The sequence below is a fragment of the Limnospira sp. PMC 289.06 genome, assembly GCF_032350395.1.
Taxonomy (GTDB): domain Bacteria; phylum Cyanobacteriota; class Cyanobacteriia; order Cyanobacteriales; family Microcoleaceae; genus Limnospira; species Limnospira platensis.
In genome coordinates this window covers 2,135-28,449 of record NZ_JARPLC010000043.1, presented here as the reverse complement: position 1 = coordinate 28,449, position 26,315 = coordinate 2,135, and the positions used below count along the sequence as shown (strand labels likewise).

Below are 26,315 nucleotides of genomic sequence, written 5' to 3'. Positions count from 1 at the left end.
TTAATCCCATTTAATCCTGTGGCTGGTTCGATCGCCAATTATGTTTGACGACTTGCCTTTCTCTAGCGATGGCTAACGAGTCGTCTGGCACGTCATTAGTAATCACAGACCCTGCTGCTACTGTCACATCATTTCCGAGGGTTACAGGGGCAACTATCACGCTGTTAGAGCCGGTTTTAGTGCGATCGCCTATGGTAGTGTGATGTTTCTTAAATCCATCATAATTAGCCGTAATAGTTCCCGCCCCGATATTGACTTTTTCCCCTAGGGTAGCATCCCCAATATAGGATAAATGGGCAATATTAGTTTTCGGTCCAACTTCCGCATTTTTCAACTCCACAAAGTTGCCAATTCTGCACCCCTCAGCGATGTTAGCATGACCTCGTAAATGGGCGTAGGGACCGATACGGGTATTAGAGGCGATCGTGCTATCAGAAATCACCGAATATAAAACCCTCACATTTTCCCCGATTTCGCTATTCTCGATTAAAGTTCCCGGTCCGATACGACTTCCCGACTTAATTAGAGTTTTTCCTCGCAGGTGAGTTTGTGGTTCAATAATCACATCTGGTTCTAATTGCACCGTATCATCAATAGTAATACTATCAGGGTCTATCAAAGTTACACCCGCATCCATCCACCCTTCTTTAATCCATTCTTGAAGCACCTCATGGGCGGCGGCTAAATGGCGGCGATTATTGATACCCATAATTTCCCGGAAATCTTCCACATCAACCGCCATTACTTGGTCGAGGTCATGCACAGTATCAGTTAAATAATATTCCTGTTGGTCGTTGTCTGCTTTTAAATGGGGCAGAATTTTAGCTAAAGCCTGCCAATTAAAACAATAAATCCCGGCATTGATGCGATGATTTTGCTTTTGCGCTTCGGTGCAATCGCGATGTTCGACAATTTCTTTAACCAGGTTTTTGCTATCACAAAAAACTCGACCGTATCCCGTGGGATTGGGCAAATTCGCCGTTACAATAGTGGCAGCATTTCCCTCTTGTTTATGAATAGTCATCAACCGTTGTAGCGTTTGGGGTCTCAGTAGTGGCACATCCCCATTAAGAACCAGTAAATCCCCAGTAAAATCCTGTAAATAGGGTAAAACCTGTTGGATAGCGTGACCAGTACCTAACTGTTGTTTCTGTTCGACAAATTCTAAGCCTGCGTCCGCATATTTCGCCATCAGAGAAGTCTGGACTTGATCGCCGCCATAACCGACAATCACCAGCTTTCGTAAGGGTTGTAAGTCTCGGGCGCTTTCTAAAACCCATTCGACAAGCGATCGCCCTCCCAACTCATGTAAGACCTTGGGAAGGTCAGATTTCATGCGGGTTCCTCGTCCTGCTGCTAGAATTGCTACTGCTACCATCGGTTTTAATACTTATAGGGTCTTTAAATTTGCCCCGGACTCAAAATTACTGGTTGTCTATAGTAGCCGAAATCCAGCGTTTTTTCCAGTGGCTACTAGGTTCTAAGGGCGATCCGGCTTGTTCGGTTTGGCGGCGCTCTATAATTGATTGGTGGCGATCGCCCAAATTCGGGTCACGATAGGGGATAGCCGCGCGGGTGTTAAGCTGTTCCAGTTCCTTTTCGCTTAGAGGTGGTAAACCTACCCCGTCCCAACTGGCGATCGTTCCTGGGGCGCGGCGACCAAAGGGGGTACTAGAAGCGATCGCTAATCCTGCCATCATTAAAGCAGTTCGCACCGCCGCCGCACAGGAATAAGTGGCTAAACGTCCGTCAGGTTTTAGACATTGAGCCACCATAGCCAAAAATTCCACCGTCCACAGTCCCGGACAGGTGGGGGGAGAAAAGGGGTCAAGACAAATAGCATCAGCCTGAAAACCGGAATCATAGACCTGTTTTAACATCTGTCTAGCATCACCAATTAGCAGTGTGGCTTGGAGGTTATGGGATGTTACCTGTAATTGAGTCCCCAGAGTCTTGAGATATTCGGGAATAGGAAGCGGATAATCATTTAATAAACCTTGGGCGATCGCCCTTTGGGGGACTCCCTGATCTAATTCTAATCCGATGATTTCAACTTGACAATGAGGGTTAACTTCCCAAATAGCAGCTAAAGCCGCTGCTGTGTTATATCCCAAACCATAGCAAATATCCAAGATTGTCAGACTGGGTGCTGTAGCTTTAGCCGCTAAATTCAGGGGTTCGACAAATTTACTTTTTGCCTCTCCCTTCGCGCCAAAACGACTATGGAAAGCCTCCCCAAATTCTGGGGAAAAAAATGTAAAAGAACCATCCTCGGTAGGCTGTAGGGGTAAATCCTGCGGTGCCGACATCATGTTTAACCGTTGGGTATCTCTGGTAATCATATCTTGAATCTGGGGAGATTTATAGCAAATTTACAGGCGGGGAAGCCTGTAATCAGATTAGTGCAACTTTTCCCACTATTTAGAAGTAGACTGACGCAAAATTGGCGATAGGTCAAAATCGGGGACGGCGTAAGTATCTGGACCGCCATAACTACCGACAAAAATAACTAACGCTGTCAGTAACAAAAACAAAAACCCAACCGATCCCAACCCTTGAGACTCATAATCGTAGTCGTATCGATAACGAGGGTCAGAGTTAAGATCCACGTGAATATGGATATTTTTTCCTTCGATTTCGGTGCGATCGTAGCGAATTCTATCACGGTTTGAACGTCTCATGGTAACTTCTCCCTGGTGGTCAACTGTTAGTCTATTGCAGCCACCAGGACAGCCATTCAGGATAAAACCAAAATAGCAGAAGTTAGGATCGAGTTAAATTCAACTAGCCGACATATCCAATTTGACCAACGAACCTGATTCATTGGTACGATAAACCAATTCATTTGCGCCGTCCGTTACTTTCACCTCCCACCCAGGGACAATCGCTAAAGTACAAAAAGCACCATCTTCCGGTAATCCCAGACAACCATCAGGCCATAATGCTGGTTGAGCCTCCATGATTCTCAATTCAGAATCTGGTAACATGAACTGTTGGGATGCTGCCGCCAAAACACCTTGGACAACTTCGAGACCAATAACAGTTAACATACCTCCCTCATCCAGTCCAATCAAATCAGCATCAGAACCGGGAACCACTACTTCTTCTAAAAAGATAACTGCTTCGGGAAAGTCTGGCGGTTGTAAAAAGGTGATGAAGTCTATACCTGTTTCCAGGTTAAATTCTACCCCCAAATCCAATCCATCAGGTTCGTTAAAGTTGCCAGTTTGCAAAATGGTAGTGGTGGTAGTGTCAAAGTTGAAATTCAATTCACTGGTGGGAGGAAGCGGAAAATCGTAGTCAAAACTTTGTATGGGGTTCCCATCAGGGTCAAAGAAGGTTATTTGTAGGTCACTGAGTTGATCACGGGTAACTATGGTTCCCTCAAAACGCCTATCATAACTAAATTCTCCGATGGCGGTATAGCCGAAAATTCCTTGCCAGAATAAGGGATAGGTAATCAAGTCCTCGCTGAGAGGGGACGAAGCAAATACAAAGTTATCTGCTGTTAACTCAGCCGCTGTTTTTCCTAATACTATGGTCAGGGGTACGCCATCTAAACTAATGACTATATCAGGGTTAACTTCAGTGAGTGTCAGCCGTTCAAAACTGAGAGTAGGATCATCTAAACCAATGACATCAACTCCGGGTTCAAAATCAGTAATTACACTGGGATTAATGGGGAAATTGCCGTTATTTAAAATCCAAAACTGGTCAGAACCTGGGCCACCTGTCAGAGTGTCGCCATCAATTCCAGCAAATAATTGATCATCCCCCAAGTCTCCAAACAGTTGGCTACGAATGCCACCAATTAATACATCGTCTCCTTGACCGCCAAATAATTGGTTATTGCTGCCAGTTGATGCGTCTAGGATATCAGAACCTAACCCACCATACAGAATATCATTATTGCCTGCTAATAAGACATCATTTCCGTCTAATCCGTAGATCTGATTATTGCCACCGCCAACACTGCCATCAATTGTATCATTAGCTACAGTGCCAAATTGGATGGTATTATTTAAGCCTTCCAGACTGATATTCAGACCTGGCTGTGATGACATCAAGGCTTCCAGTCCTAATTCTGATGGAGTCATGATAATTCTTGGATAATTCAACAGTTGTCGCCGTCAGGCTATCATGGACTTCCTGAAATCGTCAAAGTTCTGATAATTATATAGTTAAGTATTCCGGCTATCAGTCACCAAAAATCCCCCACCAAAAGGCGGAGGATTAAGCGGTTTAGGTAATAGGGTTGATATTAGGCGTCGCTTTCAATATGGATGAACAGCAAACCCATCAAAACTGCAGGCATCAACCAGCAAACAACAGGAATCAAAATCCAAGGCAGGAAGGAAGCAGCGTAATCACCAGTCATGCTATAGGTCTCCTAATTTCAAAAGTTCAGGTTAATTTTTTACAAAAAAACCGACAGACTGATATTTGTGTGAAAATTCAGTCAGAATCGTGCTGATTAATTATTGACAAAACCTCTAAAGATTGCGTCAACAACAGCAAAGTTTTCTAACAAGAAAAATGCCAAAAATGCACTTCCCATACCGCCGATGAAAAATCCACCAGCGAATTGGCTCCAACCGGCGGCGCTTTGCAGGGAATCACCTTCTTCGGATTTATCCCCTTGGAAAGTTACCAAACCGTAAGCGGCTAAACAGGCTGTGGCAATCAGTAACATAGCCAAGCCACAAATCAGGCCATTGAGGTTGGCGAACTCAGTGCCGCGTTGGGTTCCAAATTTAACCCAGGGACCACCGATAAAGTAACCGTGAGCCATACCGATTTCTAAGCCTCGCAGAAGAGGAGACAGACCGGGACGGTAGGCGGGAAGGTTGCCGATAAAGGTGCGGGTGAAGGCGGAATCACTAATGGGGGTGGATAGATGACCTACAAAGGGATCGCCGTTGTAGGCTTGAATCAACCCTTGATCCGTTGCTTGAGGCATACTGATTTTTCTCCTGTTCGCTTAAAATCTTGAGTTCAGGTGTTAAGCTCATATTTTAAGCAGCCCTGTGCAAACTATCGACAAAAATTGGAGTTAGCGTTAAAAAAGTTCACATATAATCCTAAAAGTTCATAAATTTTTACGTTTTCTGGCCCGATACCACTGGGAGAGGGTGGGGCTGGGAATACGGAGAAGGTAACCGATAATGACGATTTGGTTAATTAGGGTGGTTTGCAGGATACCTAGTTTTTCCCAGCGCCTGGCTGAGGTGATGACTGGGACTGGGGCGATCGCAATTTTGCCCCGTTTCTGTAGTTGCCGCACCAGTGCAAAGTCTTCCATAATTGGTAAATCGGGAAAACCGCCAATATCCCTAAAGGTTTGGGTTTTCATAAATAAGGCTTGGTCGCCGTAGGGGAGTTGACAATAATGCGATCGCATTTTTACCCCGAATTCCACCCAACGCAGTGGTAACATGGGGGCGGCGATTTCCAGTTCAAAGGCTCCCGCGATAATCTCAGGTTGACGGAGAATTTGCTCTATCCAATGGTTAAAAGCGTCGGGAAGCTGGGTGTCACCGTGCAAGAAGAGGATAGTATCTCCGGTGGCGATCGCGGCTCCTGCGTTCATTTGTCGGGCTTTCCCGGCTGCTGTGGTGATGACTTGGACGCTGAAAGATTGGGCGATGGTCACGGTTTCATCCTGACTGCCACCATCAACTACAATTACTTCAATGCCTTTGATACCCTGCAATTTCTTGAGGGTAGGGGGAAGGGTTGGCGCTTCATTGAGGACGGGGATAATAATTGATATTTGGGGAATGTTGGCAATATGGCGATCGCTATGGGGTTGGGTCAATCTAGCAGTTCCTGGCTCGAAAATAGTCATCTGTTTCTAATTACTGTTGCCACTATATATTAACTGCGAAACAGACGGGTATACTGGATTTCGTGAGCCATGCTTGCTAATCCTAATCCCCAACTACAGCTAACTAAATCATCATCGTTTAACATCAGTATTTGCTGGCTAATTTCGGTGAGAGTTGGGGAAAGTTGCCAGAGCAGTTTTTGTCCTATGGTTTGACCTAATGGAATGAGTTTGACTCCGGCACCGATGATATGGGTAGCCCAACTATGCAGATATCCCAGTAGGGCTGTTTGGGGTTCTATCTGGCTATGGGCGGCGGTAATTCCGAAGGCGATCGCATAATTACAAGGCTTATCAATAGCTGATTTTATATATTGAAAATAATCATGATCGCCATCATTTGCCTGGTAGATTTCCCCCATTAATGCCAAAAGAGAGTTACCCATCTGCCAGCTTTGCAGACGCAATTCTGATGTTTCTTTACTGGCACTTAGCCAACTATTCCAATAACATATACTGGCTACATCTTGATTGATAAAACTCTGAAAGGCTCTCATCATTAAGGCGGCTTCCAGACGAATCGCGCCATAATTGAGGTCTTGAATTAACCAGTGATTCAGGTCTTCGGCGTTGGCGATCGCTCCGGTTTCTACCAGAGTTTCTAATCCATCAGAATAGCTATAAGCACCCAAAGGCAACGCCGGACTAGATAGCTGTAATAATGGTAAAATCAAAGCCTATCTCTTCCCTCCCCTCTGTTATTTAACCAATTAATGATCATGTCCATGGTAGGCTCCCTTGTCGGGGTAAAACGGGGCGATTTCCTGGGTAACATGGCATCCTAACTTAACCAGTAAATCAGCTAAAACTCCATCAGGTTCCAGGCGCAAATACTGGCTGGTAATTTCTAGGGGAACATGACGATTGCCCAAATGATAGGCGGCGCGAATGAGATCTAAATTAGTCGGGGCTGTAACTGTGATGACGGGTTCTGGTTGGGCGACAATAGCTAAAACTTTGTCCCCAGTTTCGGAAATTAGGCGATCGCCCTCGGAGATATTCACACCACGATCCAAACATAAAGTAATGCGATCGCCGCCAGGGATATCAATATGTTGTCTAGTCTTAGTGCGTTGTTCCGCTGTTAGGGCGATCGTCCAGTCCGGTATGCGATCGAGATCCGGCGCTAATTTTTGAGTAAAAACCAACATGATCGTCACCACCAAGTAATTTCGGACTAGGGGAGGCCAGTCCCCCTTTTTAATCAGGGGGATAGACTTTCCCAACCCGTGCTAAAGCAAACCGATAAAATGCAAAGGCCCCTGACCAGTAATCAATTCGACAATCACAGCCACAATTCCAATCATAGCCAAGCGACCATTCCAGACTTCCGCTGCTGTGGTCATACCCCATTCCCAACGTTCCTGGGGATACATCTTAACCCGTTTGCTGGGGCGCACCACTTCCGAGAAATGAACACTAGGGCTTTCCAAAGCCTCAACCACCATATCAGCCAAATCATTAATAAAAACCGGATGAGTGTTCAAAGCCGGAACCCGGTAAAAATTCTTAATCCCGGACTCTTCGGCTAATTCCCGATACTCCATATCAATTTCTTGGAGAGTTTCGATATGTTCGGAGACAAAACTAATCGGAACAACCAATAAATCCTCGACCCCTTGCTGTGCTAATTCAGGGATAGCCTCTTCGGTGTAAGGTTTTAGCCATTCCACCGGACCAACGCGGCTTTGATAAGCCAGGGTGTGGGGGTTTGGGCGGTTGAGAGTTTTCATAATCAACTCAGTACACCCTTCAATTTCTGCCTGATAGGGGTCTCCGGCTTCCTCAACATATTTAAGGGGGACTCCGTGGGCACTAAAGAAAATATGGACCTGATCCGGGTTGGGACAGTGATCAAGTTCCTGGGCGATGAGTTGCGCCATAGCTTGTAAATATCCCGATCGCTGATACCAGGAGGGAACCACTGTATAATCAATTTTTTGTAGTTCCGGGTCATCTTCCCAAATCCTCTCGAGCAGTCTAAAACTAGAACCACTGGTGCTAATGGAAAATTGCGGATATAGGGGGAGAATCACTAATTCATCAATGCGATCGCGCTTAATTTTCGCCAATGCTTCCTCGGTAAAGGGATGCCAGTAGCGCATTCCCACATATACCTGAGCATTATTACCTTTTTCCCCAAGTTTTTCTTCCAGGGCGACCGCCTGTTCCTCGGTAATCCTTCGCAGTGGAGACCCACCCCCAATTTCTTTATAATTTTCCTGGGATTTTGTGTGGCGCATGGTGGCAATCATCCAGGCTAGAGGTTTTTGTAGCCAAGTAAATGGCAGCCGGATAATTTCTGGATCGGAAAATAGATTGTACAGAAAGGGGCGGACATCCTCTAATTGTTCAGGTCCGCCTAGATTCAATAGTAAGACTCCAACTCTTCCCATGGCGCTTAACAGGTTCCCAGACTCTAATTTTTGTTACCCATTTTAACAAAATATTCTATCAATAGGATCAAAGTCTATAGCATAAGTTAAGGATTTTTGATTGATGGCAACATTTTTGAGACCGTTAAGTTATCGCTATCAGTGGCTGTATGATGGGATTTCCGCCGTGGCTGCTTTGGCTGTAGGTGGTGAAGGTCGGTTCCGCCGCCTTCCCCTAGAGGGTTTGTCTATCACCCCAGAAACACGGGTTTTAGATTTATGTTGTGGCAGCGGACAGGCCACAAGGATTATCGCACAATACTCGCAACAAGTCACGGGCTTGGACGCATCAAGGCGATCGCTTTCTAGGGCCAGGGCTAATGTCCCCACCGCTGAGTATGTGGAAGCCTTTGCCGAAAATATGCCTTTTGATGACTGTAGTTTTGATTTAGTCCATACTAGCGCCGCCCTCCATGAGATGGCCCCCGACCAGTTACAACAAATTTTAAGGGAGGTTTACCGGGTACTCAAGCCAGGGGGTATATTTACTCTGGTGGATTTCCATAAACCCACTAATCCTATATTTTGGCCGGGTGTGGCGATGTTTCTATGGTTGTTTGAAACCGAAACCGCTTGGGAGTTAATTGATACCGACTTACAAGGCTTACTGGCTTCTATGGGGTTTCAAGTGGCTCTTTCCTCACCCATGGCAGACCGGACGGCTTTTCGTCTCTATGCTGGGGGGAGTTTACAAGTTATTCAGGCGCTCAAGCCTAGTTGACTGACAGAAGTTTAAGTTTTTGGAGCAATTTTTAACAAATATGTGGAAATATTAAGGATTGCTACATTCTGAGGCAGTTGCGAAAATTTTGTGATAAAAACTTGGACTTAAAGATAGTAAAATTTGTCGATTCTGCTGAAGTTTAAACCTTAGATTAGGAGAAGTCCATTGATTTACTCAACTTTAATTGCAGCGGCTCCCACGACTTTACCCTGGAGTCCCAATGTTGCGATTGTGATGATTGTTTGTAATGTTTTGGCGATCGCTATTGGTAAATTCACCATTAAACAACAAAACGTAGGCGCACCTACCCCCATTGCTGGTATGAGTGCTGGTGCTGTAGTTGGGAGTGCTTGCTTAGGTCATATCCTGGGTGCTGGTGTAATTCTGGGACTGGCTAACGTCGGTGGACTTTAAAAGTTAGATTTGGCACTGATTGTCAAGGGTTTTTATACCTTCTTTCCTCAGTCTAATTTAGACTAGGAAAGGAGGTTTTATTTATATGATGTGATGTGATTTTAACTATGATAATCTCCCCCGGAACCATAGCACCAAGCATCAACCCAGCGATGAATATAATACTGTTGTTGAGCAGATAATTTTTGAGTGAGAGGGTTCAGAGATTTTCCCATGGGGTACAGTAGACTATAGCTGGCTAAATTCAAATAGTGAATAGTCCAATCAACTAAATTTCCTAACCCCACCTGTGGAATCACTTTCAAGACAATAGCAGGGTGTAGAATTCCGGTAGTAAATAGAGTTTTAGCTAAGGCGGGAAATTGAATAACATCTTGTAAAAAAGGTTTAAGCACTGGTTCCCCCAAACGTTCCATATCCTGAAATACGGCGGCGAGAAGTTGATTAATACTGTGACTATTGATGGTTTTATCTATGGGGACACTCATAGATTTTTGAAATAACCAAGTCACCGACAAACTGGGTTGATAGGGTTGTAACAGAGCCAGAGATTTACTATCCAAAATATTAGCTGTCAAGGCTTCATCAATACCGTTAGTTAAGCGATTAAGATGGCGTACCATTGCGCCAAAACCACCAAAACTTAAAGGGGACTGGCTACCGCTACTATCACCAATGGGGATAATGCAATTCCAGGGAGTGACTAGGGGACTCTGGCGATAACAGGGGAAAAAACCAAATAAGGCTCGTTTAAAATTTAACTGGGATAATTCCACATTTTGATATTGAGGAAGTAGGGTTAAATAATCCTCAAAAAAGGCTGTTAAACTGGGTCGGGCTGGGTGTGCATCAAGATAACTAAACATATAGGTAGTGCGTCCGTCTCGGGCTGGGAAAGCCTCCCAAAAATACTGACATTGATTTTGCACAGGAGTAAAAGAAGCGAATATATCTCCGGTTTGATTATCAGGATATCCGGTGGCGCAAGTCCCCACCACTAAACAAACAGCATCAGGAGTTTTTCCCTGTCTGGCTTGTTTGATAATGGGGGAAAAGTGACCCATTGCATCGAGTAATAGTCGGCTGGTTAAAGTTTGATTTAGTCCGGTTTCTACGGTGACTCCATTGGGGTGAATGGTGGCGGCTTGGTAGGGGGTGTTTTCTAAGAGTTGACCCCCAGCTTCTAAAAACCGGGTTTTGATGATGTCTAGCAAATAAACTGGGTCAACACCAATATTAAGAACATCTCTAACCCAGATATCGGGAATGTCGGGAAAGCTAATTCTAGCGGGGTTATATTCGGTGGCGATCGCTTTTTCTAATTCTTCTGGAGAGAGTAAATTGAGCTTCTCAAATACCTGAAGTTCATGGCGGGAAATATTCCATTCTTGTTCTCGTCCCCTCAACTTTCCGCGCTCACAGACGGCGACGCGCCATCCTTTTTTGGCTAAGGTCGCACCGATAATAATTCCTAATGTTCCCCCACAGACTATGACATCATAATCAATTTGGTTTAGGGGTTGATCGGTTTCTTTGACGGTTTCTGGTATGGGTAGGCTATGGTTTTTGATGGCCTCCCAAAGGCGATCGGCGTTTTGTAGTCCGGTGAGAGGGTTTCCCGGAATTTGCGAAAGAATTTGTTGAGTCAGAGACATGGCGTTTCAAAGTTATCCGACAGTTTAATTATAGACTGAGAAGAATTACGAATAAAACTCCCACTTTCATGGCGATCGCATCAAGGGTTACGACCGACCCATAGGAGAGCAAATTTCGCAATTTTAAACTATGAATAAACTGGGACATTATTAAATTTTCAAATAGGTTTTATCAAATATAACACAAATCCCAGAATTGGGTCAATTCTGAGAGAGAGATTACTGTAGCCATACTATAGCCATCCTTCAATGATGGGCAACCTAGGCGGGGTAGAGGGTAAAATAGTAAGTAGTCTAAATGATGTCTTTTTGCTTCTGAATAATCGCAGTTAATCCCCAATAAATAAATAAATGTAACCCCAACATACCCCAATTTAATAATAAATTTTCCCAGGTGGGTTCATAAACTGATGATAACTCAAAGGGTTGGGGAATAATTGTGCCATCAGGGAGGGTTACGGGTGGGGGAATTAAGGAATTTATATCCCCCAGGGAACCATAAGCACCCATAGACCAGCGACTCACCATTAACCAAGATACTACTCGGCTAATTCCTTCCATTTTAAATAATACGCCAGAAAATATAATTTGTGGTAATAATAGCAGGGGTAATGCACTATTAGCCTGGGCGCTGTTTTCGACACGAGCAGACACCAACACGCCTAAACTCATGGCTGATATGATAGTCAAAAATGTGGTAATACTTACCCCTAAAATCCAAGGTAATAAAGGATTGGATTTTGCGGAAAAGCAAAGGGCAATTATTCCGACCATTAACAGAGTCTGTAAAAGGGCTAATCCTGATAAGATTAGGAACTTTGAACCCAAATAAGAAACAATCCGTAAATTTACCAACCTTTCCCGGGTATAAATAGCGGTTTCTTTCACTAATTCTTGCAGGGAACTAGATAAACCCACCCAGATAGCTGCACAGGTAAAAACAAATAACACTTGTCGCGCTAAAGATGCTAAACTGGTGTCAGCATCGCCAATAAAGGGATCGCGATCGCCTATAGCCAACCTAATCAATAAAATCCCCACAGGCGCGGTTAGCAAATTCAGTAATAGATTCAACTTGTCCCGCTTAATTAGCTGACCATACCTTTGAGTGAGGATTGATAATTGTCGGGGAATATTGGCGAGTTTATGAGTAGCAGGTTGCCGATTTTTTTCGGGTGTTTCTCCCCCGGTGAGATGATTAACTACATAATTCTGAAATTGAGGAGATTTACGAAACCGTAAAGACCATTCTTGAGCGATCGCTTCTCCCTCTTCCAGCAAATTATAAATATCGGCAAAATCCCCGGTATCTAACTCAAAAAACTCGAAGGCTTCCCCTGGGGGTCCAAAATAACATAACCGCCCCCCCCTTCCTAAAAATACTACCCGATCGCACATCATCATATTGGCGGTAGCATGGGTAACTAAAATCACTGTCCGTCCTTGGTTAGCCAAACGACGTAACAATTCCATCATCTTTTTATCCAACCCCGGATCAAGTCCTGATGTGGGTTCATCCAGAAAAAATAACTTAGGATCTGCTAACAATTCCACCCCGATACTAACCCGTTTTCGTTGTCCGCCGCTAAGTTGCGACACCATGACATCACGGCGATCGAGCATTTCTATTTCGTAGAGAGTTTTAGTAACTGTGGCTTCCATATCCCCGTCTGGAGGTAAGCGCAATTTAGCCGCATAGGTGAGAACTTCTCCCACAGTTAAGTCTCTATGAATAATATCATCTTGGGGAACATAACCTATTTGGTGGCGATAGAGATTAAAGTTTTGTTGTAATTCGTCCCCATTCAGATAAACGGAACCCTTAGTTGTAGGACTCAGACCTAATAAGGTTCGCATTAGGGTAGATTTTCCCGCACCACTTCCCCCTACTAATGCCACAAATTGTCCGGGTTCAATGGCGAAGGTTAAATCACTTAATAAGACTTTAGATTTACCTCGGCGATCGCGGACTAATCTCAGCAATCTTTCCGCATCTAATCTGATGCGATCGCCTAAATCCATGATTTCCAAATTATCCCCCTGACGCATCAGGGTAAACGGACCGATTCTCATGGTATCGTTATCTAGTAATCGGGTAGCTTTCTGGATTCTTTTACCATTGACAAATATGCCATTAGCGCTATAATCATTTAAAATATAATGACCCTGATCATCGGGTTCAATAATGCCATGACATCGTGATACAATAGGGGAATCTAACTGCACTGTGGCGGTGGAGTCTCTACCTAACATCACCGATCGCTCTTTGAGAGAGATAGGCGGAATCACTGAATAGGGGGAGGTGGTGGGATTATTGGGGTCAAAGTAGCGCAACCTCATCTGATTTTTGGGGTTCTGACCGATGGTAATTTCCACCCCACTCCGCAGTCGATAGCCTTCCTTAGCTGTAATTCTAGTATGGTTGACAAACAGACCATTGGTGCTAGGTTGCTGTCCGTCTCCGTCATAAATATAGTAGGTGTCTCCGATTTGGCGTAGAATTAGATGACCAGCGGAAATTACCCGCCAGGTTTCGGGAACTACTAAATCAGCGCGGGTGCGATCGCGTCCCAAAATATGCTGATTTTGGGTCAATTCAAAGGTGAGGACTTGTCCCTGATTGTTTAATTCTAAATAGGGGGACTTCTTCGATAAGTTGGACTTCCCATTTAAACCCGTCATCGCTACACCTCCCAAATCCTATCAGGTCAGCATACCAAATATATGCACCTGTTGAGTTAACCGTCAATTCTCAACAGACCAGGGACAAGAGACAAGGAAAAACGAAAAATTAAAAATCCCCCTGAATTAGGGGGATAGGGGGAAGTGGTGGGGGATGGTATAAGATAATTTTAGTCATTGGGGGTAATATCCCCAAGAATTTATCAGGTTTTCTCAAAATTTTTTTTCACCAGTATAGAAGTTTATGCTATCTGGATATATGAAAGTTTACGACGGTTTTCAATAGCATCAATTTGAGACTTAATCCACTCCAAATCAGGGGAAATAATTTGTTCATCGGTTAAGTGATCGTAGGCTTCCCAAAGACCGTTAACATCGGCATCATACCAGATAAACCAGTCGCGATAAAGTTCGCCTTCGTCAATATCTGGACACAAAGCCAGCCAATCATCTCCAGTAAAGTGAGCCACTTCATCGGCAATTAGATACAGCCAAGAATTAGTAGATTCAACAGGAGAGTTAGTAGGGTAACAAATGGTAGATGTCATCGCTTTTTCTCTGAACTCGATAACTATAATATACCCAGATATGATTAACTTGGGGATAGTGTATGTGACAGTATTTGAACTGTGACAGTTCCCCAAACCTCAAAATTTCTATCCGTAGTAGTCGCCCAAAACCGGAAAGGCTGGCATAATAACCTAGATGTCAACCCATCTGTTTGACGGCTTTTCAACTGCCATGACCATTGTTTAACTCCGAGGATTCTGGCCACTTCAAGCTGCTTGTGCTTGAGTTTTTTTTTCCTCAGACTTGATCACGATCCATTTGCCACTTATGGGGTCACGGTAAGTGGTGAATGGATTAGACTTTAGTTTTTTGTAACCAATTTGAGTATCCATCTGCTTAATTCTGATAGAATCGCCCTCAGTCTCTACAGACAAGGGGCGGAAGGACTAAAGGGTTAGAGTTGGGTTGAAATCGGGATGAACTCTAAAAACTATGCCCTGTATCTTGATTATTGTGTGAAACGTCTCTTATTTACCGTGATACCATGCCCTAGTTCAGGTGAAATTGATCAAGAATAATTGTGATATAAAACACCTAAGACTTGTGATCTTGCATCCGTGATTTTTCGGAGGTTACACTGTCCCCGTGAGCATAGGCCGACTAAGTAATTGACGATTTGCCAGAAAAAGGCTTTATGATGTGGTCAAAGCTGATTTTGAGGATATGATGCACAAAATAATCGAAGTTTTAGCTACCCGCGAACAAATGGTCGGGCGATCGCAAGAAATCATCCTCAGCAAAATGGAGGCGGCGGTGAAAAGCCGAAATCGATTCACCATAGCCTTAGCCGGGGGAGGGACTCCCCAACCCATTTATGAAGCCTTAGCCAAACAAGATCTACCCCTAGACCAGATCCATATTTTCTGGGGAGATGAACGCTATGTGCCCCCAGATCACCCAGATAGTAACCAGAAAATGGCTCGCAGTGCTTGGTTAGATCGGGTTAACTTCCCAGAGTCTAACATTCATCCTATGCCCACGGGTAGCGGCAATCCCCAACTAGACGCAGAAAACCACGATCGCCAAATTCGAGAATTTTTTGGGGTAGATCCGGGAGAATTTCCCAGTTTTGATATGATCTTGTTAGGAATGGGGGATGATGCCCATACAGCTTCTCTGTTTCCGTTGACAGATGCGCTGCAAGTGTGCGATCGCTTAGTAACAGTGGGGAATAAAGACGGTCAACCTCGCATCACCTTCACCATTCCTCTCATCAATCAAGCTGATTGTGTGATGTTCCTAGTAGCTGGGGCTAGTAAGCGATCGGCTCTGGCGCAAGTTTTTGCCCCTACAGGGGATGCAAATGCCTACCCTAGTCGCTTCATTCAGCCCCAGGGTGAACTTTGGTGGCTACTTGATGCGGCGGCGGGAGAAGAAATCCAGAAAGGCTGAGATTTCAGTGATTGATGGTAGGTTAGGATCTAAGTATTAGCTATGGTGCGATCGCTCTTCTATGGCGAAAGGAGAACCCTATGATTGTCTGTCCAAATTGTAATCATCAGAACCCAGAGGGCGCAACTCAGTGCGAATCTTGTTATACTCCCCTTCCCACTACTACCAGTTGTCCCAATTGTGGCGCAACAGTCCAAGCCGATGCTTCTTTCTGCGGTCAGTGTGGTTATAATTTGCTACCGACCCCCGAGGGTGAAGAAAACCAAAACCCTGATTTAATTCCTACGGTAGTTCCGCCGCTACCAGATTTGGTATTTCCTGACCCGATACCAGATGAAGAGGTAGCCACAGTAGCATCTAATCCTAATTCTGCTGTCAATTTACAAAAATCGACTCCCGACCCATCTTTGGCATCACCTCAGCCCGACCCCGACCCAGCCCCCGACCCCGACCCCGACCCCGACCCCGACCCCATCCCCGACCCCATCCCCGACCCCGACCCAGTACAACCCCCAACTCAGTCAACAGTCCCACCACAACCAGACCCCATATTCCCCTCTCCCCCACCAGTGGCTAATGTGGGAACTCCCGCCACCCAACTCCAGCAACAAACCGCTAAATTGGTTCATGTTCAAAGTCAAACCCTGCTGGAAATACCCCAAAACTTACCCGTGATTCATATTGGCAAACCTAATGATTTAGTACCCCCGGATATAGATGTTTCTGGATTTGCTAATGCGGAAATTGTTTCCCGAACTCATGCTAATATTCGCCCAGAAGGAGATGCCTATTATATTGAGGACGTGGGTAGTTCTAACGGAACATATATTAACAATATTCCTCTGCCAAAAGGAAACCGTCATCGCTTGCGACCAGGCGATCGTATTGCTTTAGGTAAAGGGGATATGGTGTCGTTTATTTTTCAGTTGTCCTAAAACCTGACCCAGCCGCCAGCCACCTAATTAACATATTAGCTGTGCTTTGTCAACAATTATGTTACAATTAATAGCACCTATCAAGGAAAAAATTTGCTATGAACGCTAAGAAAGGAATCATCAAACGTAGTGACCTAATCGGTCGGCTAGTCCTCGATCGCCAAACTGTAGAAAAATTAGGCGACATCGAAGAAATTGCAGTCGATCTGAACTCCAACCAAGTGATAGGCTTCACCACCAAGTCAGGAATGTTACCAGTAGGAGGCAAAAAACGGGCATTTAGTTGGCAACAAATTGATACTATTGGGGTCGATGCTGTTTTGGTGAATAAATCCACCGATGAAGATGAGTTTTTATTGCCAGAAAATGCGGATTCTAGCATGGGTCATGAAGTCTGGACAGATGCTGGTAAAAAAGTCGGGGTTCTGGTTGACTATCTAATTAAAAATGATACAGGTACAGTGACTAATTACTTGTTCAAAACTGATGGTGGTTTGCGAGGCATTTTACAGGGGATCTATATTATGCCAGCATCAGCCATGACCAGCGCGGGTAGTAAGCGAGTAATTGTGTCGGAATCAATGGTTGAAAATCCTCCCCAGTATACAGAAGGCTTGGATCAAAAAATTCGTCAGGCGGCGGGATTTTTACAGTACGATTTTGAACAGACTCTCAGCGACCTGGAAGGCTTAAAAAAATATGCCCAAGAGTTGGGGAAATCCTCATCGGATAGTGCTGAGAACAACTTAGACAAGGAGGATACTAAATCATCCGACACTGCTGATGCCGAAAATCCCTAAAATAATGATTATAGCCAGCCATAATGGCTAAATTAGATGACTAAGTAGGTGGGAAAAATGACGGACAATGACCATATCATAAAACTGAAACTTTCCGCTCCCATAAAATCAGTTTTTATGTCTGAATGTGATTTTTTTTGCACCTGCTTATTCAATGGTTCAAACTGTCTGATTGTAGTAATTTACCGCACATCTTATCACAAGCTTACAACTTGGTATACATTGCCAAAAATAGCTATAACTTGTAGGTTGGTTATCTATCTTTCAGGACTTTGTTGTATATTTTTGGCCTCTTAAATTTTGGTGTGATTACTCTCATCCTGCTTCATTCTAGCCGACCTGTTCCTCTACATCGTTGGACTTTTGAGGATAAACCAATCTTGCGTATTGGTCGCTCGAAAGATAATGATGTTATTATTGGTAGTGCCGTGGTTTCAAGACATCATCTGGAATTGTGGAATAAAACATCTGGATGGGAATTAGTGAATTTTGGTGCTAATGGCACTTATGTTAATAATCAGATGGTTAACAAGAGGCGAATTGTAGATGGTATGGTGGTGCGCTTAGGACACACCGGACCGAGGCTTTTAATTCGCTTAAAACTTGTTAATGATATTCACCTAAATAAGCAATTAGATATCCCAGATTTAGAAGAGTTAGCAGCCAATGAGATCACCGAATCCGACCCAGGTCATACTACCCGGATCGAGTTTGATGATGATGATTAAACATTCAGGAAATTAAGTAGCTTTAATCTAGTGAAATCACGATCCGGATCGCCTTTTTTTAATCCCATATTTGGCAGCTTTGAAGGCTAAATAAGCCACTAGACTACTGATGGCGATACATCCTCCGGACACCCGGCGCGATCGCCCTAATATCAATTATCCTTAATGGCTCTGATCATGACGGCGATTGTCGTTATCTCCTGTCTGCTGGAGTCACCCTCACGGCTGTTGGCTTCGCTTGTTTACCCCAGGGGAGGGCGATCGCCTTTTTTTACTGCACTTAATCCAGCATTTAGCGCCCAACCACGCCACCACAGCGGCACCGAAACTCAGCACCACAGCAATAGTAAAAGGATGCACATTATCACCTCGATTAGCTTCCCAGGGAAAGGTCATTTTCTCCTGAAAAATCAACCCCGAAGTCGAAGCTACGATCGCCCCCACCGCAATTCCCCACCCAGCCGCTTGGATTTGATGTTCTAGGGCGCGATCGCGTTCTGCTTGGTCAATTTCCACCAATCCGCGAATCGTATTAATTGCCGTATCTAGCAGTCTTTCCCCTTGTTGCAGATACACCAAATCGGCTTTTATTTGTCCCTGAAACATCCCAAAAATCTGATTTGCCTTATCCCGCCACCCGGTCAAATCACTTTGACTTTTTATCTCCATGCGTGTCAGAGTATTGAGATAATTTTGCCGGTTGATGGCGATCGTATTCTCGAACGTGACCAAACTCCGCATTCGTTGAGAATAGCGCAACGATAAATCCAACAAATTCTTAATTTCCTGCTTTAATGACCTTAACTCGTCCTCCGACAAATCCGGCGGCACATTCGTCGCAATATTCGGCGGAAAAGTCCGAATCGTCTCCTCTATCGTTTTAATATCCCGATTTGCCCTTTTATATTCCTCACGACTATCGAGGTAATTTTGATGAATCTTGCGTTCATAAAAAAACAACTCCGGTAACGACCACTGCACCCCATTAAGTTTCTCTTTACTATCCTCTGAAAATAGCAGCAAAATCAGAATCTGTCCGTAGGAATGGCGATTATAAATCTTCTGATACTCATACAGAAATCCCCCAAAAAACTCTCGACTCTCCCAGAAAGGTGGCGCGGTTTCTAGGGAGTCTAATTTTAACAAGTTTTGTAATAGTTCATCGGCTAAGTGTTTTCCCTTCTCCAGAGTCTCTGGGGGAGAGTCGATAAAACCACTAAACAGAATCGTTGTCCCCCAAGAGGCTTGTTTGAAATGGGTTTGTAGGGGTTCGTCTAGGGTTGACGAAGTTCCGGCAAAAAATGAGTCAGGGGGTTTTAATTCCGCAAGTTCTGAGAACTTCACCCCATCTTGTCCCAGTTTTTGGGGACGCAATAGTTGCAACAAAAAACTATAGCTATCATTCATATATTGAGGACGGAAAGCTCCCCGATATTTCCGGGACAAATTTAAGTGTTGAATGCCGATTTTTCCGGGATTATTAATAATTTTAAAAAATGGATTATTATTCTTATCATCAGTTAAATCTTCAAAATCCGCCCTAAATAGATAGTTTTTTATCACATCTTCTAGGGTCTGGCTGCTCAGATAATCTTCTAAATTAATGAGAATTTCCAGAACAATTATCCTCAGTTCAACCCACCATAAAAACAGCTTAATTGTATCAATATACTCAAGCCACCTATCAATAATTGACCAGGGAGATAACATCTCTTTTTGTAGTTTTTTGATTAGGGAATCCACCAACCCATAATCCGCCAATAACTGCACATAATAGGCAATCAGTGACCTTAAATCTAAATCCTTGTCGGCTTCGTTAAGGTTTGTGGTTCTGAGGAGTTTTAAATGATAGGTAAATAACCGAATTTCTGGGGCATAAATAACCTTATCTGTCATGATGATTGCTGCTCATGTTGCCCTTGAGCTTGGCTAATGGTTTCATCCACAAATTTTAGAGATAAGTTACCCAATCGAATTTGTTGTTCGGTTTCGTCCTCGTCTGGGTCTTCATCTTCAGGAATCGAATCACTTAGGACAGGTCGGAGAGCTTGGAGAATTGAACTATATTGGTGTTTTTGACACCATGTTGTAATCCCTCGTGCTATGATTTTAATGTCATCATTGGCTTGAGCGAGGCCCGCTTGCAGTTCCGGTAAATTTTCCCAAGCTGTAGGGGGGATAATCGCACTTTCCGATTTTTTGCTTTCTCGATGGAGAAGCAGTAAGAAAGCCCGCACAATTCGTTCTTTTTCAGATGTGGGCATCGTCTAACCTCATCATGGCTAACTGTATTATAAGGCGATCGCCGTCAAGTCTGACCCCTAACAGGCTGCTGCGAAGGGTAAACCTATAAACTACCGATTACTGGCTCTAACTTCTAAAAAGTCTGGGCTAAAATGAGATAAGTTATTCCACCACGTTTCATCAAAACATGGCGTTTCCTGAGAGTCTTGTTCCTGAGTTAGGCGATCGTCAGCCCTAACCTGATTAACATAGGCTAAAACCCGATCAACTTGGGATTCCGGAAGGGTTTGAATGGCTTGAATCAGTTTTTCTCTGGCTGTCATCTGTGGTTCACCTCTATAATGTGGGCATGGCCTAACCTCATCATGGCTCACTGTATTATAAGGCGATCGCCGTCAAACCAATTTTAATGATGATTAACAATAGCAAGATTGGAAAGACCAGACGTATCGCTAACAACAATCATAGCCAGCCGCGATCGCGCAGGTGCTGGACATCCTGTTCAAAATCTGCTACATCGTAGTGAACACAGATGCCACGCTCTGCCAGCAGCTTTTGAAACTCCATAATCTCCATCGCCGCAATAGTGCTGGCACGGCTGAGAGAAACCCGCTCTTGTTCAAACAGGGCCACAGCAATTTCCCTAAGCCAGTCCTTCTGATTAAAGGTTTCAGTTTGGCTAAGGCTATCCGGTAGATTCAGAGTAATTTGCATCCGCTCACCTTCCCACACTCACATTAATTTTCTGGGTCAACTGTCAGGATTAGCCTTTTCCCGGCTCGCGCTCCTGACTCAATTATAATCCCGCCGCCGTAAACCCTGACCAATAATAGGCATTAGCAAAGGGGGGGGGTCATCAAATAAACTCAAATAGTCTTCCACCGCTTCCATTCCTTCCTCCGTCGCCTAATGGTCATATTTCAGCCAGTCAAGAACACCAGAACTTTAATCTCTACTTTCAGGTAATGTCCGTTGTACTTGAGCCAATTTAAACATGAGAACTCTTTGCTTATTATGCAAGGTTAAGATTAATTCATGCTTGTCGGGATAGCGCCACTCCACATAATCAATGAAGTCATCGATTGTACAAGTTTTTTGGGTTCCTCCATTCCATTGATGAAAATCTTCATGCAGTCTTTTGTCAATTGTTAAAATGTTATCTGGATCGGCGCTGAGAAAATGATAAGCATTTTTGTCATAAAGATGATGACCAACCAGTTCAATCCGTTGGTTATACTTATCTCTAACAACACCCGTCACCTGACAAGTTTTTTGATCTCTATTTTTGGCGAAGTTCATAGCTTGCTCAATCTGTTTTGGCTCTGGAGAAGGCGCGATCGCCAGAAATTCTAATACCGGAGGAGCCACTTCACTCACCCGTTTACAATAAGCCCGCCTCTCCTCTGAGCGCAATTTCAAGGACAATTCTATACTGAGTTTTTCTAAGCCAGACAAAGAGAAGAATCTCATGCCGTCATAATCTTCAAAGTCTATATTCATTCTCATGGGAAAATCCGATCTTTGAATATCTCTAAACGCCTGCTCTAACCTGGAGGAAGTGGTAATAAATATCCGTACTACATCTTCTCGATTAAGCCAGTGACGTTTATTTCTGGAAACTAGAGAAGAAGTATTTTCATACAGCGCCCTCCGAATCTTTGCATCTATTTGATTGACGCTGTATTTATCTAGTAATGCAATCACTCTTTTGAGGGAAATCTGAGTGGCATCGCCTCTCAAATCCAGATAACTGGCAATAGCCAAAGCTCCTTCCCGGGAAAAAATCCTAATCGGTTGTTGCTTAGTTACATAATTTTGAACCACAAAATGTAACCATTCTTTGAGTCGAATACTTTCATCAGTCGATGCTTGTAGAAAATCAACTATTTCGTCTAAACCTTGTTGAGTTAGTTCTAAAGATTCAGCCAGTTTTATTTCTTCAATATAAAAAATTTCTCTATCAAAAGGCATCTTCAAAATCCAGCAATTATACTCTTGTACATATTTTCCACTTGCTCAAAAATTGCTCTGTCACCCGTTACCAAATTGTCAGGATGATAAATTTTCGATAATTGATAGTAGGCCATTTTGACATCATTCTTGGTAGCGGTTTTGGGATCTAGCCCAAATACCTGCCAGGGTTTAAAGTATTTAAAAATATCAATTCCATTAATACAACCATATCCTTCCTGGCTTTGCTCATGGGGAAGAATACCCACAAATTTTCGATAGAGTGTTTCCCAGGTGAGTTGTAAGCGAAAGTCTAACTTGTCCATGCCATCAGTAGCCATCCTGAATGCACCAGATTTTTTCAACTCCGATGTATCCTTGACACTAAACCGCTCATAAATAGCTTTTTTTAGCTCATGAGTCTTCAGCGAATGAGCTTTATTGCTTGACTTTTGCTGTGATATCTCAAGAACGAAATAGGCAAACTTCTCCAAAAGTTTGGAGTCAACTTGCCTGACTTGAGCAAGACGATCTATCTCAGTCTTTACTTCTGGATCTAGAACTACCTGGGGCATGGGAGTACCACCACAACTTTATCTTATTAATTATACCAAGACCTTCATGGTAAGTCGAAGAAAGTGCTTGTGGCAAAAAGGTTTCGTATTCTGCGGGTGTTATCTCGCTGTGGGATAACTGCGTTACCCCTGCCCTAAAAACGCCCCCACCTGCTGCGCCACATAAAGTGGGAAGGGTCTGACCTGATCATGGCTCAACTCTCCCACATTATAACCCTTTGAGCTTTGCTAGTCTGAAGTACCTTTAACATGGTATCTGCTGCCTCATCTGCATCATAAGGCGACCATACCGGGTAAGCTTGGTCAGGTTTAATCAGATCCGCTTCTTCTTGGGCGAGTTCTGAAATGAGAAGCTGCATGAGATAGAACTTGTCTGAACGGCTCAGTCCCTTCAAGGTTGAGATTAATTCTAAGCAAACCATTGTAATGACTCAAGTCACGAGAGGTTTGTCTTTCTATTCTCATGATACCCATCAATTCCCGATCGCCGTAAACGCTGACCAATAATAGGCATTAGCAAAGGGGGGGTTATCATCAAATAAACTCAAACGGTCTTCCACTTCCTCCACTTCCTCCTCCGTCGCCTTCTGCTCATGTTTGAGCCAGTCCAGAATCTCCGCAGAAGATAACCCCCGTAACCAGGTTTGAGCCGCTTGCAGGGCAACTGTCACCGAGGGATAATCGGGTAAAATTTGATAGAGGCGCAGGGTCACCAGAGTCGCCGCCAGTTCATCCACATTCCAGAGACTGGCGACCACCGTTCGCGCTCCCGCGTAGAAAAAAGCACTGGATAATCCCACATAGTCATCCGTGTGGGAGGTTTCCACCAAGCCCGTTTTGCAAGCCGACAGCACCAGCAGGCGACAGAGGGGAATATTCAGACCGTTGAAAATCTCCAGAAACGTCAGCTTTTCCCCATTCGCCAATTTCAGATAGGCGTTGAGGGGGTTAGCCTCGTCAAATTCACCGTGACAGCCAAAATGGACCGCGTGACTCTGCTCAAGGAAGGTTTGGCTGTGGGGTTCGGTTAAATTCGCCCGGGTAGCTTGGTCGCGACGCAAGACTTGATGGGGGCTGAATTGGCGCAGTAAGAGTTCCACCCCCCACTCCGCATAGTCCAGGTCTTCCGTCGGGTTTTGAATGGCGAAAAAGGGGATGGTTTCCCCGTTGAGGGGGGACGCTGCTGGAGGTTGTTGAGAATTTGACAACTGGGGGCATATTGCACCGGGAACCAGTCTTGCAGGCATTGGCTTTCACTCCCAGAAGGCGAGGGGAGAGAGACGGGGAGAGCGTGGAGGGGGATGAGGTGCAGTTCCCGGTGGGGAATCAGGATGAGGTGTTGAATCTCCGATAATTCAGCCAGAATGCGGGGGAGTTGCAGGGCGGCGCTGAGGGTTTCCAGGTGTTGGGGGAGTTTCTGTTCCCAAGTGTCTTGTTTTTTGTAGTCGCTGCGGTAGTCCTGGAGGGCTTGGTCGAGGTGTTGGCGGTCTTCGGCGCTGAAGGGGTGGGGGGTAATCTGGATTTGCTCGTCTCGGCGGGTGACCAGGAAGGCGTAAAACCCGGATTCCGCTTCGGTGGGGAGATACCACTCGATGAGGGCGGTTTGGGGCGGCAGGAGGCGGCGCAAGTCCGGGAGTTGGGCGGGGACTTGTTGGGTGAGGGTAAAGTTGGGGTCGTCGAGTTCCGTGAGCAGGTCTTGGAATTGCTGGTTAGCGGCTTGGAGTTGTTGGCGGATGAGGGTTTCGGGTGAGGGTTGGTTGGGGTGTTTTTCGGTGGTGGGGGTGAGGGTGTCGCTGGAGGTGTAGGCGAGTTGTTGTTGGTAGCTGGCGATTTGACGGCGCAGGTCGCTGATGCGTTGTTTTTGGGCGGCGGTGGCGTTTTTGGGGTAGAGGTTGGCGCTGTCGAGGAGTTCGAGGAGGGTGCGGGATTTACTGCGTTCGACGGTGAGCAGGGCTTGGGCGTAGTCTTGGTGGTTGATGCAGGCTTGCACCATTTTTTGATAGATATCAAGGGAGTTGGCGATGAGTTCCCGTTTGGTGGCTTCGGAGGTCGCCCAGTAGCGGCTTTGTTCGATGGCAAGGATGGCTTGGTTGTAGCCTTCGATGGCAATCTCCCAGTTTTGGAGGTTGTAGCCGAGGTTGCCGAGGTTGCGTCCGGTTCCGAGGCAGTTTAGGGGGAAGGAGGAGGGGGTATGAACTTCTAGGGCAGCTTTGTAGCAGCGAATGGCGGCGGCGGCTTGGCCTTGTCGCTGGTAGGCAGTCCCCAAGTTATTTTGTGTCCCTGCCCATTTTTCGGGAAAGGCGCTGCGCGTGTAGACTTCTAAGGCAGCTTGGAGGTAGCGAATCGCCTCCTCCATATTATCGGCTCGCTCTCCCCGGATGCGATACCAGTAGGCATTCCCCAAGTTATTTTGCGTTTCTGCCCAATCTTCGGGAAAGGCGCTGCGGGTTCTGACTTCTAAAGCAGCTTCATAGTAAGCTATGGCCTTCTCTAGGTTCTCTGCCCGCTCTCCCCGGATGCGGTTATTGTAGGCAACTGCCAAGTTATTTTGCGTTTTTGCCCATTGTTCGGCAAAGGCGCTGCGCGTGTAGACTTCTAAGGCGGCTTGGTAGCGGCGAATTGCCTCCTCGATATTGTCGGCTCGCTCTCCCCGGATGCGGTCATCGTAGGCATTCCCCAAGTTCATTTGAGTCATTGCCCATTGTTCGGGAAAGGCGCTGCCCGTGTAGACTTCTAAGGCGGCTTGGTAGCGGCGAATCGCCTCCTCGATATTGTCGGCTCGCTCTCCCCGGATGCGGTCATCGTAGGCATTCCCCAAGTTCATTTGAGTCATTGCCCAATCTTTGGGAAAGGCGGTGCGGGTGTAGACTTCTAAGGCGGCTTGGTAGCGGCGAATGGCCTCCTCGATATTGTCGGCTCGCTCTCCCCGGATGCGATACAAGTAGGCAACTGCCAAATTATTTTGCATACTTGCCCAGTCTTCTGGGTAGTCACTGCGGGTGTAAACTTCTAAAGCGGCTTCATAGTAGCCAATTGCTTGTTCCAGATTCTCGGCACGCTCTCCCTGGATACGATCAGAGTATGCACTCCCCAGGTTATTTTGTGTCGCTGCCCAGTTTTCTGAGTAGTCGCTGCGGGTTCTGACTTCTAAAGCAGCTTCATAGTAAGCTATGGCCTTCTCTAGATTCTCTGCCCGTTCTCCCCGGATGCGATCAGAGTAAGCAATTCCCAAGCCATTTTGCGTGGTTGCCCAGTCTTCTGGGTAGTCACTGCGGGTTCTGACTTCTAAAGCAGCTTCATAGTAAGCTATGGCCTTCTCTAGAT

General features: G+C 45.1%; 27 protein-coding genes and 1 pseudogene (1 of these 28 cut by a window edge). 6 read left to right on the top strand and 22 right to left on the bottom strand.

The features are described from left to right. Positions 1–10: 10 nt before the first annotated feature. From glmU to hemH, 10 genes are all read right to left on the bottom strand, one after another. Positions 11–1,378, bottom strand: a complete 1,368-nt coding sequence (gene glmU / locus P5674_RS11350) for a bifunctional UDP-N-acetylglucosamine diphosphorylase/glucosamine-1-phosphate N-acetyltransferase GlmU (protein ID WP_006618474.1) — start codon at positions 1,376–1,378, stop codon at positions 11–13. A 46-nt stretch (positions 1,379–1,424) separates the two neighbouring features. After that, positions 1,425–2,342, bottom strand: a complete 918-nt coding sequence (locus tag P5674_RS11345) for an MnmC family methyltransferase (protein ID WP_315670003.1) — start codon at positions 2,340–2,342, stop codon at positions 1,425–1,427. A 75-nt stretch (positions 2,343–2,417) separates the two neighbouring features. Continuing rightward, a complete protein-coding gene (locus P5674_RS11340; RefSeq protein WP_111890728.1) occupies positions 2,418–2,681 on the bottom strand; it encodes a hypothetical protein in 264 nt (87 codons plus the stop codon). 99 nt (positions 2,682–2,780) lie between these two features. Beyond that, positions 2,781–4,097 (bottom strand): calcium-binding protein, encoded by a 1,317-nt coding sequence (locus P5674_RS11335; RefSeq protein ID WP_315670002.1) that lies wholly within the window; start codon positions 4,095–4,097, stop codon positions 2,781–2,783. 164 nt (positions 4,098–4,261) lie between these two features. Continuing rightward, entirely contained in the window at positions 4,262–4,378 is a 117-nt protein-coding gene (locus P5674_RS11330) for a photosystem I reaction center subunit VIII (RefSeq protein ID WP_006618478.1), read from the bottom strand. Between the two features lie 96 nt (positions 4,379–4,474). Continuing rightward, positions 4,475–4,960: a photosystem I reaction center protein subunit XI gene (locus P5674_RS11325; protein ID WP_006623822.1), complete on the bottom strand. Its 486-nt coding sequence runs from the start codon at positions 4,958–4,960 to the stop codon at positions 4,475–4,477. Positions 4,961–5,089: 129 nt separating this feature from the next. Continuing rightward, a complete protein-coding gene (locus P5674_RS11320) occupies positions 5,090–5,848 on the bottom strand; it encodes a TIGR04283 family arsenosugar biosynthesis glycosyltransferase (protein ID WP_315670001.1) in 759 nt (252 codons plus the stop codon). Between the two features lie 29 nt (positions 5,849–5,877). Next, positions 5,878–6,561, bottom strand: a complete 684-nt coding sequence (locus P5674_RS11315) for an urease accessory protein UreF (RefSeq protein WP_006618481.1) — start codon at positions 6,559–6,561, stop codon at positions 5,878–5,880. Positions 6,562–6,597: 36 nt separating this feature from the next. Continuing rightward, positions 6,598–7,038, bottom strand: coding sequence for an urease accessory protein UreE (gene ureE / locus P5674_RS11310; protein WP_014276107.1), 441 nt, complete (start codon positions 7,036–7,038; stop codon positions 6,598–6,600). A gap of 81 nt (positions 7,039–7,119) precedes the next feature. Further along, positions 7,120–8,283 (bottom strand): ferrochelatase, encoded by a 1,164-nt coding sequence (gene hemH / locus P5674_RS11305; RefSeq protein WP_006618483.1) that lies wholly within the window; start codon positions 8,281–8,283, stop codon positions 7,120–7,122. A gap of 103 nt (positions 8,284–8,386) precedes the next feature. Here hemH and P5674_RS11300 point away from each other — a divergent pair, with 103 nt between their 5' ends. Beyond that, positions 8,387–9,043, top strand: coding sequence for a class I SAM-dependent methyltransferase (locus P5674_RS11300; protein ID WP_006618484.1), 657 nt, complete (start codon positions 8,387–8,389; stop codon positions 9,041–9,043). A 168-nt stretch (positions 9,044–9,211) separates the two neighbouring features. Next, positions 9,212–9,460 (top strand): photosystem I reaction center subunit PsaK, encoded by a 249-nt coding sequence (gene psaK / locus P5674_RS11295; RefSeq protein WP_006618485.1) that lies wholly within the window; start codon positions 9,212–9,214, stop codon positions 9,458–9,460. A 101-nt stretch (positions 9,461–9,561) separates the two neighbouring features. Here the strand turns inward: psaK and P5674_RS11290 are convergent, their stop codons facing one another. The 3 genes from P5674_RS11290 to P5674_RS11280 form a co-directional block, all read right to left on the bottom strand. Beyond that, entirely contained in the window at positions 9,562–11,115 is a 1,554-nt protein-coding gene (locus P5674_RS11290) for an FAD-dependent oxidoreductase (protein ID WP_006618486.1), read from the bottom strand. A 294-nt stretch (positions 11,116–11,409) separates the two neighbouring features. Then, on the bottom strand, positions 11,410–13,797 hold the full coding sequence (locus P5674_RS11285; protein ID WP_006618488.1) for an ATP-binding cassette domain-containing protein: 2,388 nt from the start codon (positions 13,795–13,797) through the stop codon (positions 11,410–11,412). Positions 13,798–14,039: 242 nt separating this feature from the next. Then, positions 14,040–14,345: a hypothetical protein gene (locus tag P5674_RS11280; RefSeq protein WP_014276108.1), complete on the bottom strand. Its 306-nt coding sequence runs from the start codon at positions 14,343–14,345 to the stop codon at positions 14,040–14,042. Between the two features lie 688 nt (positions 14,346–15,033). Here P5674_RS11280 and pgl point away from each other — a divergent pair. The 4 genes from pgl (at position 15,034) to P5674_RS11260 (ending at position 18,222) form a co-directional block, all read left to right on the top strand. Further along, positions 15,034–15,759: a 6-phosphogluconolactonase gene (gene pgl / locus P5674_RS11275; protein WP_006618490.1), complete on the top strand. Its 726-nt coding sequence runs from the start codon at positions 15,034–15,036 to the stop codon at positions 15,757–15,759. Between the two features lie 80 nt (positions 15,760–15,839). Continuing rightward, on the top strand, positions 15,840–16,694 hold the full coding sequence (locus tag P5674_RS11270; protein ID WP_014276110.1) for an FHA domain-containing protein: 855 nt from the start codon (positions 15,840–15,842) through the stop codon (positions 16,692–16,694). Positions 16,695–16,792: 98 nt separating this feature from the next. After that, positions 16,793–17,494, top strand: a complete 702-nt coding sequence (locus P5674_RS11265) for a PRC-barrel domain-containing protein (protein WP_006616892.1) — start codon at positions 16,793–16,795, stop codon at positions 17,492–17,494. Positions 17,495–17,769: 275 nt separating this feature from the next. Then, a complete protein-coding gene (locus tag P5674_RS11260) occupies positions 17,770–18,222 on the top strand; it encodes an FHA domain-containing protein (protein ID WP_231851961.1) in 453 nt (150 codons plus the stop codon). 219 nt (positions 18,223–18,441) lie between these two features. Here the strand turns inward: P5674_RS11260 and P5674_RS11255 are convergent, their stop codons facing one another. The 9 genes and pseudogenes from P5674_RS11255 to P5674_RS26590 form a co-directional block, all read right to left on the bottom strand. Then, positions 18,442–20,118: a hypothetical protein gene (locus P5674_RS11255; RefSeq protein ID WP_006616894.1), complete on the bottom strand. Its 1,677-nt coding sequence runs from the start codon at positions 20,116–20,118 to the stop codon at positions 18,442–18,444. Further along, entirely contained in the window at positions 20,115–20,486 is a 372-nt protein-coding gene (locus tag P5674_RS11250) for a hypothetical protein (protein WP_315670000.1), read from the bottom strand. The genes P5674_RS11255 and P5674_RS11250 overlap by 4 nt, the downstream gene beginning before the upstream one ends. Before the next feature lie 90 nt (positions 20,487–20,576). Further along, positions 20,577–20,789, bottom strand: coding sequence for a hypothetical protein (locus P5674_RS11245; RefSeq protein ID WP_315669999.1), 213 nt, complete (start codon positions 20,787–20,789; stop codon positions 20,577–20,579). A 139-nt stretch (positions 20,790–20,928) separates the two neighbouring features. Then, positions 20,929–21,180, bottom strand: a complete 252-nt coding sequence (locus tag P5674_RS11240) for a UPF0175 family protein (RefSeq protein WP_006616897.1) — start codon at positions 21,178–21,180, stop codon at positions 20,929–20,931. A gap of 231 nt (positions 21,181–21,411) precedes the next feature. After that, positions 21,412–22,437, bottom strand: a complete 1,026-nt coding sequence (locus P5674_RS11235) for a hypothetical protein (protein WP_006616898.1) — start codon at positions 22,435–22,437, stop codon at positions 21,412–21,414. 2 nt (positions 22,438–22,439) lie between these two features. Continuing rightward, positions 22,440–22,991, bottom strand: coding sequence for a J domain-containing protein (locus P5674_RS11230; RefSeq protein WP_006616899.1), 552 nt, complete (start codon positions 22,989–22,991; stop codon positions 22,440–22,442). A gap of 194 nt (positions 22,992–23,185) precedes the next feature. Then, positions 23,186–23,350, bottom strand: coding sequence for a hypothetical protein (locus P5674_RS11225; RefSeq protein ID WP_014276115.1), 165 nt, complete (start codon positions 23,348–23,350; stop codon positions 23,186–23,188). 114 nt (positions 23,351–23,464) lie between these two features. Next, complete coding sequence (locus P5674_RS26595; protein WP_434475124.1) at positions 23,465–24,091, bottom strand: CHAT domain-containing protein; 627 nt, start codon at positions 24,089–24,091, stop codon at positions 23,465–23,467. 1,124 nt (positions 24,092–25,215) lie between these two features. Then, positions 25,216–26,315 (bottom strand): annotated as a pseudogene (locus P5674_RS26590) (tetratricopeptide repeat protein) (its annotated part continues 136 nt past the right edge of the window); the annotation flags it as partial.